The organism is Corallococcus sp. AB030 (genome assembly GCF_003668965.1).
Lineage (GTDB): Bacteria > Myxococcota > Myxococcia > Myxococcales > Myxococcaceae > Corallococcus > Corallococcus exiguus.
This window is the reverse complement of record NZ_RAWQ01000330.1, coordinates 1-6,804: the sequence shown is the minus strand read 5'-3', so window position 1 is coordinate 6,804 and position 6,804 is coordinate 1. Positions and strand designations below refer to the sequence as shown.

Annotated in this window: 8 protein-coding genes; 6 read left to right on the top strand and 2 right to left on the bottom strand. The window is 66.0% G+C overall.

Annotated elements, in window-relative coordinates:
- Positions 1 to 957: PKD domain-containing protein (locus D7Y15_RS41405; RefSeq protein WP_199746055.1), on the bottom strand; the 957-nt coding region annotated here is incomplete at its 3' end.
- A 489-nt stretch (positions 958 to 1,446) separates the two neighbouring features.
- On the opposite strand from D7Y15_RS41405, the gene D7Y15_RS41400 reads away from it, so the two are divergent.
- The 6 genes from D7Y15_RS41400 (at position 1,447) to D7Y15_RS41370 (ending at position 6,529) form a co-directional block, all read left to right on the top strand.
- Positions 1,447 to 2,487, top strand: a complete 1,041-nt coding sequence (locus D7Y15_RS41400) for a hypothetical protein (protein ID WP_121756022.1) — start codon at positions 1,447 to 1,449, stop codon at positions 2,485 to 2,487.
- 2 nt (positions 2,488 to 2,489) lie between these two features.
- Positions 2,490 to 2,900 (top strand): hypothetical protein, encoded by a 411-nt coding sequence (locus D7Y15_RS41395; RefSeq protein ID WP_121756021.1) that lies wholly within the window; start codon positions 2,490 to 2,492, stop codon positions 2,898 to 2,900.
- A gap of 90 nt (positions 2,901 to 2,990) precedes the next feature.
- Positions 2,991 to 3,632, top strand: coding sequence for a hypothetical protein (locus tag D7Y15_RS41390; RefSeq protein WP_121756020.1), 642 nt, complete (start codon positions 2,991 to 2,993; stop codon positions 3,630 to 3,632).
- 11 nt (positions 3,633 to 3,643) lie between these two features.
- Positions 3,644 to 4,132, top strand: coding sequence for an SMI1/KNR4 family protein (locus D7Y15_RS41385; RefSeq protein ID WP_121756019.1), 489 nt, complete (start codon positions 3,644 to 3,646; stop codon positions 4,130 to 4,132).
- A gap of 679 nt (positions 4,133 to 4,811) precedes the next feature.
- Entirely contained in the window at positions 4,812 to 5,438 is a 627-nt protein-coding gene (locus tag D7Y15_RS41375; protein ID WP_121756018.1) for a hypothetical protein, read from the top strand.
- Entirely contained in the window at positions 5,435 to 6,529 is a 1,095-nt protein-coding gene (locus tag D7Y15_RS41370; protein ID WP_121756017.1) for an XRE family transcriptional regulator, read from the top strand. Before D7Y15_RS41375 ends, D7Y15_RS41370 begins: the two co-directional genes overlap by 4 nt.
- Positions 6,530 to 6,589: 60 nt before the next feature.
- On the opposite strand, the gene D7Y15_RS41365 is transcribed toward D7Y15_RS41370, so the two are convergent.
- Positions 6,590 to 6,804, bottom strand: a 215-nt coding sequence (locus tag D7Y15_RS41365; protein ID WP_233605293.1) for a hypothetical protein, incomplete at its 5' end; no start/stop codon positions are given.

The following is a 6,804-nucleotide window of genomic DNA, read 5'->3' as shown; positions in this document are numbered from 1 at the left end:
CCCCTGCCCGCCCCGTCCGTCCTGCACCGTCACGGTGAGGGTGCATGCGTCGCCGGAGGGCGTCGCGGAGGGAGTGAAGCTGGCATTGGCGGAGGTGGCATTCGTCCACGTGCCCGCGCAGCTCGCCGTCCACTGGTAGGTGAGGCCGTCCCCGTCCGCGTCGCTGGCGGAAGCCGTCACCTGAGTGGCCTGACCGACGGCGACGGAGGAGGGCAGCGCCGTGATGCCAACCACCTGGGGCCAGGTGTTGACGGAGACGTTGACGGCCGCGCTGCCATTGCCCGTACTCACCGTGATGGTGACGCTGAGGGAGGTACTGGCGCCCTTGGAGTCCGTCACCGTGAGCGTCAGCACCACCTGGCCCGGGGTGGCTGGCGCCGTCCAGGAGGTGGAGAGGCTGGAGGGCGCGCTGAAGCCGCCCGAGGCCGCCGTCCAGGCGTAGGTGAGGGTGTCGCCGGCGTTGAGGTCGTTCGCGGTGGCTTGGAGGGCCACCTGGCCGCCCGGCGCGACGGTGCCGGGGCTGGCCACGAGGGAGAGAATCTGCGGCGCCGCGTTGTCGAAGGGAGGCGGCGCGTTCACCTCCTGCAGCAGCAGGGTGACGGCCGTCGCCTGACCAGCCTGGATAGTGACGCCTGTCACTTGGCCCGCGTAGCGCACCACGTTGGATGAGTCGAAGGCCTGGGCGCTGAAGGTGCGGCCGGTGCCGGCGGGCAACTGGCCCAGCACCCCACCCCACTGGCCGCCCGTCTTCACCAGGGCGTCGGTGCGCGTCGTCATGCCGGGTCCGGAGGTGGTGAGTTCCACCCGCGCGACGTCGCTGGCGCTCAGCGCCTGCGGCAGCGTCACCACGGCCTGGGCGCTGCCTTCCTGGGCTTGTAGGGCACCCCCACACCCGGTCAGGGCCAGCACCAAGCTCAGGGCCAGCAACGCCAGCCCGCTACGACTCTCTCTTCTCATGGACAACTCCGGCGCGTGGGAGGGGCCTTCCGTCAGCGAACGGGCCCGTCCGGCCACGCCCCCGGTGGCCCACCGTCGGAAGGTGCGCTGGACTCTACGAGTAGCCCCATCCCCGCGCTCCTGAGTCACCCTCACGCCGGGGGAAGTCCTTGAGGACTCCGTGCGTGCCGCCTCTTCTTGTCGTCCATGAAGGCGATTGTGCAACGACAGCTGTCACGCTCTCGCGCGGCTCGGGCAGCCGGCCAGAGCGCCTTCTGCACGCCGGTAGATCACGGCCTGAGGCTTCCGGTTGGGCGCCGAAGACATCGCGCTGCGTTCCCGCCGGACTTCCGGACTTGCTTGTAGCGACTTCCACGGCTGCGGATTGACGTCCCCGCCTCCGTGGACGGCTGTCTCGGGCACGAGATGGGTCGGTGAACCTGCGCCAGAGAGGACGTGCAGGGCACAGGCGCTGCACAGCTCCAGAGGCGCACGCCTCACGGAGCCAGCATGGACCCCATCTCACGCAGCCGCACCGCCCTCCTCTCCACCACGTACCGCGAGCCCGCGGAGCAGCCCCAGCGTTCCGCGCCGAAGCCCCAGGTGGTGGAGAGAGCCCTCAACACCGTCGACGCCTTCACCCCGCACATGCCCACCCAGAAGGCGCTCGTCGACCAGGCTCGCCGCGCGACGACGACCACGGCCATCACCATCCGCCCGCCGGCCGAGGGGCTGACGAAGACGGCGGAGAGCGAGCCGCGCGTCGCCGCTCAGGGCTTCCTCAGCTCCATCGGTGACGCGCTGTCGGACTTCGGCGGTCGCGTGGTGGACGGCATCGCCGGCATCGGCAAGGGCATCTACGACAGCGTCAAGGGCACCCTGAAGAACACCTGGGAGATGGCGGAGACGTTCGGCAAGGGCATCGCCAACATCTTCACGGGCCGTTTCAAGGAGGGCTTCGCGCAGCTCGGCTTGAGCGTGCTGAAGGCCATCCAGACGCCGACGGACGGGCTGCTACGCTTGGGCGGGAGCATCCTCAGCGCCATCCAGACGGTGCTCTTCATCGAGCCCACCAGCCGCAAGCTGACGGGCGACGAGCTGAAGGCGCTGCATGACGTGTATGGGGATTCCATCGACTACACGCGCATCGAAATCAAGGAGGGCAACGCAGGCTTGCTGACGGTGGGCGGTCGCCCTTTCACGCACGGGGACACGATCTACATTCCGGAGGGCTCGCTGCCCCTTCAGCCGGAACTGCTCGTGCACGAGGCGGCTCACGTGTGGCAACACCAGAACGGGGGCAACGACTACATGAGCGAGGCGTTGGTGGCGCAGTTCTTCGGCGACGGCTACAACGTCGGCAAGGCCCTCCGGCAAGGCAAGTCGTGGGAGGAGATGAACCCGGAGCAGCAGGCGGAGCTCATCGAGTTGGCCTTCGGCCAGGGCTGCTTTGAAGTGCCGCCGGCGCCGTTCATGCTCGACGGCAGGGACTACACCGAGCAGTTCGAGGCCGCGAAGGAGTCCCTCCGCGCCGGACAGGGAGCACCGTGACCATGCGCCTCCATCGAATCCTGCCGCTCGCGCTCGTCCTCCTCCAGGTGGCGTTCCTCACCGCCTGCCAGCCGCCCCTGGAGGTGGCGCTCGCGTCGAGCAGCGAGCGCCTGCCGAGCCCCACGTTCATGGTTGAGGAGCCCTCTCAGGATGGCGGTCCTCCGCGGTACGACGTCATCCGTGTAGTGACCGAGGAGGGGAAAACGATATGGCATGTGCGCGCTCTCTCGTTCGGCGGGACGCGCGGACGCAGCATCGCCTACGGCGAGGTGCCGGACGGCTTCGAGACGGTGGAGCCCGCCCAGCCGCTGCAGCCGGGAAGGCTCTACAGCATCGGAGTCTCGGGCGAAGCGTCCGGCGTGTTGCGCTTCGTCACCGGGCAGGACGGCAGCGTGCGGCAGGAGAAGGAGTAGCGCACAGGTTGTCCCGCACGTCCTACCCAACAGGGCGCTCCATCAGCCACGACTTAACTTTCTCGTTTTGCCGTGCTGGCATGTTGAACCATGCCAGCCGCTTTCGACCTCCGCCGCGCCGCGAGCGCAGCTGCCCTACTCATCCTCACCGGATGCGGCTCTGCCACCGTCGGTGGGGGCGGCAGCTCGGCGCGCGCGACGTGGGTCGGGTCCGTAGTCAGGACACCAGACGGCGGGCAGATCCGCACGACCATCTACTACGGGCCCTGGCAGTGCAGCGCCGCGTTCCTGTCCCGCTGCGAGTCGAAGTGCGCGGCGCAGGGACTACCGCTCATGGGCTGCATGTGGCTGGCCGACATCAAGGGCCACTGGCAGGGGCGATTCCTGCTGATGCCCGCTGAGGCCGGCGGACGTCTCGCCATCACCCACTGCTGCTGCGACTACCCGAAGGTGGCGGACCCCGAGAGCCTCCGCAAGGTGTGGTCACGCTCCCGCATCCGCTTCCGCGAGGAGTGGGCGAAGGAACTCGGCACTTGGCCGAACACGGCGGGACGAGCGTGGCCCGGGCACCACCTGCGCGACTTCCTTCATGGAGGAGATCCAACGGCGCCCGGCAACGTCTTGCCCGTCCCTGATGACGTGCACACCACCATCAACACCGAGTACCCGGCCTGCTACGCCCCCGGCGGGAAGTGGCTCACGCCGGGTCCTGAGCGCCCGTATACGGATTGAGGTCGGAGCCTATGTCCACGCTCATGCAGCGCTTGCTCGCGGAAGTTGACCAGCACCATTTCCCGAATCCTCCCGCGGCTGCCGAGGAGCTCGCGGCCTTCGAGGCACGCGTGGGCTGGAGGCTCGACAAGGACCTGCGCGCATTCTACCTGCACTGCGATGGAGCTGCCCTCTTCATGCCCTGGCCGGACACCAACTTCTGGATCCTCCCGCTCGCCCAGGTTCGCCGCGGGCGCGTGGCCATCCAGGGGCGGGACGAGGACGCGAACGGCCCCGCGACCTGGTACACACTCGTGGACCTCCAGGACACGGACTTCGTTCTGGTCGACGTGTCGCAGACGCAGGACGGACGCTATCCCCTACGAGACGGGTACCACGGGACGTTCCCGGACCCAGTCCACAGCCGGATCATTGCATCGTCCTTCAGCGAGTTCCTGGAGAAGGCGCTGGCCAGCGGGGACGACTACTTCTGGCTGAGCGGGAGCTCGTCGGAGGGCTGAGCGGTTCCGGTTTCTCGCCGCCATTCGATAGGAAAACCGGAACCGGGTGCAGCTCAGGCGGCGCGGGCAGCCGTGATCGCGCCTGGCGGAAGACGCGCATGCCCTGGCGAGAGCCGTCCGCGCGGATGGCGGCGCCGCTCTTCCCTTTGGCCTCGTAGGCCATCCCGTAGGGCGGGTCGGTGAGCAGCACGTCCACGGATCCGAACGGGAGTCCGGGCAGGGCATCGCGGCAATCAGCGTGAAACAGGGTGATGGTGTCGGTCTGGAGGTAGGGCTTCACTCTGGGGGCCTCGTCGGGGACGTGGCGCGGGGGTCGCACCACACGCGCGCGTGGTGCACGGCGGATGCCGCTCGGCCCATTGTCTGGCGCCCGGTCCCTACGGGCGAAGCCCACCCTCGTGCCCCTCACGCCTCGACGAAGAGACCCTCAAAGCGACGCCGGCGTGGCGGAGGGAAGCGCCCTCGCGGAAAGGGGACAACTCCAATCCGCTGAGCCTGGGGCTTGGGGGAGACGTGATCCGCCAGGATTCTGGCTGAAGGCTCCTGCCCCTGATAAGACGCACCTTCACCTACCTCCGACGTTTCCCAGCAAACGACTGATCACTTCCCCTTTTCTCGCTTCCATCCAGGTGGTATCTGTGCATCGCGGCGAAGGCCGACTGAGGAAGGCGGACCAAGGATGAGTGCTGAGGTAGCCCAGGTTGTCTCCCTGTTGTGGTCGACGGGATTGCTGGAGGAGCAGTTACGCGAGGCCATCGCCCGTGGAGAGGCTGAGCGGGACAGCGTCAACCCCTTCGCCCCGCCAGGCAGCCCGGGCTACTACGCGTGGTCAGAGTTGGTGACGGCACTCCGGCAGATCTTGTCGCCGTTCGGATGGACGCCAAGCGACGAGAAGAACCTGTCGCTGGTCGTCTCGCCGTGCAAAGAGCACGCCCTTCTGGTTGTTGCGGGAGACCAGCACGTCGGGCTCGGGGATCCGGACCTAGTTCCTCAGCCCAAGCGTCGACGCGGAGAGGCAGCAATCTTCGCGGTTGACGAGAGCCAGATGACCCTGTTCGACGCGAGGACGACGCGGCTCATCCGAACCGGTCCAACGATCTGGTTCCTTCTCGTGTATCGAGTCCCGGGACGTGACGAGGTCCGAGCGGAACTTTCGATTCCGAAAAGCATTACTGAAACAGGGTTTGTTTCCGGCTGGCATTACCGCCACAATCTTGGCACGATCGAGATGGGCCCCACGCCCGTCCCCCACAAGGACGAAAACAACCCGACCGAGAGCACGGTCGAAGTCAAGCGCAAGTCGTGAGTGCATTCAATCCACGTCGTCTCACGCTCGCAAGAAAGCGGCGTGGTCTGAACAAGTCAGAACTCGCCGATGCCGTCGGCGTGAGTCGACGTGCGATTAGTGGCTTTGAGTCTGGGGACATGCCGCCGTCTGAAACGACGGTTGCAGAGATAGCTGCAGCGCTAGGGTTTCCAGTCGAGTTCTTCAGCGGCGACAACCCGGTTGAAGTTTCACCGGATACAGCCAGTTTCCGGGCAATGTCTCGGATGACCGCAACGCAGCGTTCAGCCGTTTTTGCGGCTGGGAGCTTGGCGGTTGGACTGAACGAACTGCTCGGGAAGCACTTGTCGCTCCCAGAAGCTGCCGTGCCGGATCTTCGGGATGAAGATCCGGAAACCGCAGCCGTTGCTCTGCGGGCTGCATGGAAGATCGGGGTTCGCCCGATTGGCAATGTCATCCACCTGCTTGAAGCCAACGGAGTTCGCGTCTTTTCCTTAACCGGAGAGGGCCGAGAGGTTGATGCATACTCGATGTGGGCAGACAACACGCCGTTCGTGTTCCTAAACACAATCAAGAGTGGCGAGCGCGGTCGTTTCGATGCCGCGCATGAGCTTGGCCATCTTGTGCTGCATCGCCATGGCTCCCCGCGAGGAGTCGAAGCTGAGAATGAAGCGGACCGTTTCGCGTCTGCGTTCTTGATGCCAGCCGCGAACTTGAGTGCCATGGCACCCCGCGTCCCGACAGTTGGCAAGCTTTTAGAGCTTAAGAAGGTGTGGCTTGTTTCAGTCGCAGCATTGGCGCGCAGGCTTTACGATCTAAAGTTGACGACGCAATGGCACTACGAGCAACTGTGTATCGAAATATCAAAACGCGGATGGAGAACGAGTGAGCCTGATGGGATTCCGCGAGAGACATCCCAGTTGTTGAAGAAGGCCTTCATCGCCTTGCGTGAGATGGGACTGACTCACCACGACATCGCAGCACAATTGCGAATCACGGCAGAAGATCTAGACGCCCTGGTTTTCCAACTGGTTCCAGTCGTGGTTTCCGGCGGGCGAACCGAGCCGGCAACTCCACCTGCTGATCGTAAGCATCTCCGGCTTATTTCGTAATCGCGGCTCACTGGGTAACATAGGAGCCCGCCCCGACAACTTGGGACGGGCTCTTAGGTTTCACCAGTCGACCGTCCACCGGACGCCTGCGCCGGCCATCCGCTCGCGCTGATTGGCCTCCGCGAAGCCAAAGAGGCCCAGGTCCTGACGGAGCCTCGCCCCACCCTCCAGGCGCGCGTAGGCGCCCGAGAGCGAGGAGATGCCCGCCTGGGCCTCCAGGTAGCCGGTCCGCACCGGCACGTCGCTCAGCACCCGCGACAGCCCCGCGGCGACGG

What these genes read in the sequence shown, in the direction of transcription:
- D7Y15_RS41400 (WP_121756022.1), top strand. Translation starts at nt 1,447, where the DNA reads ATGGACCCCATCTCACGCAGCCGCACCGCCCTCCTCTCCACCACGTAC.
- D7Y15_RS41395 (WP_121756021.1), top strand. Translation starts at nt 2,490, where the DNA reads ATGCGCCTCCATCGAATCCTGCCGCTCGCGCTCGTCCTCCTCCAGGTG.
- D7Y15_RS41390 (WP_121756020.1), top strand. Translation starts at nt 2,991, where the DNA reads ATGCCAGCCGCTTTCGACCTCCGCCGCGCCGCGAGCGCAGCTGCCCTA.
- D7Y15_RS41385 (WP_121756019.1), top strand. Translation starts at nt 3,644, where the DNA reads ATGTCCACGCTCATGCAGCGCTTGCTCGCGGAAGTTGACCAGCACCAT.
- D7Y15_RS41375 (WP_121756018.1), top strand. Translation starts at nt 4,812, where the DNA reads ATGAGTGCTGAGGTAGCCCAGGTTGTCTCCCTGTTGTGGTCGACGGGA.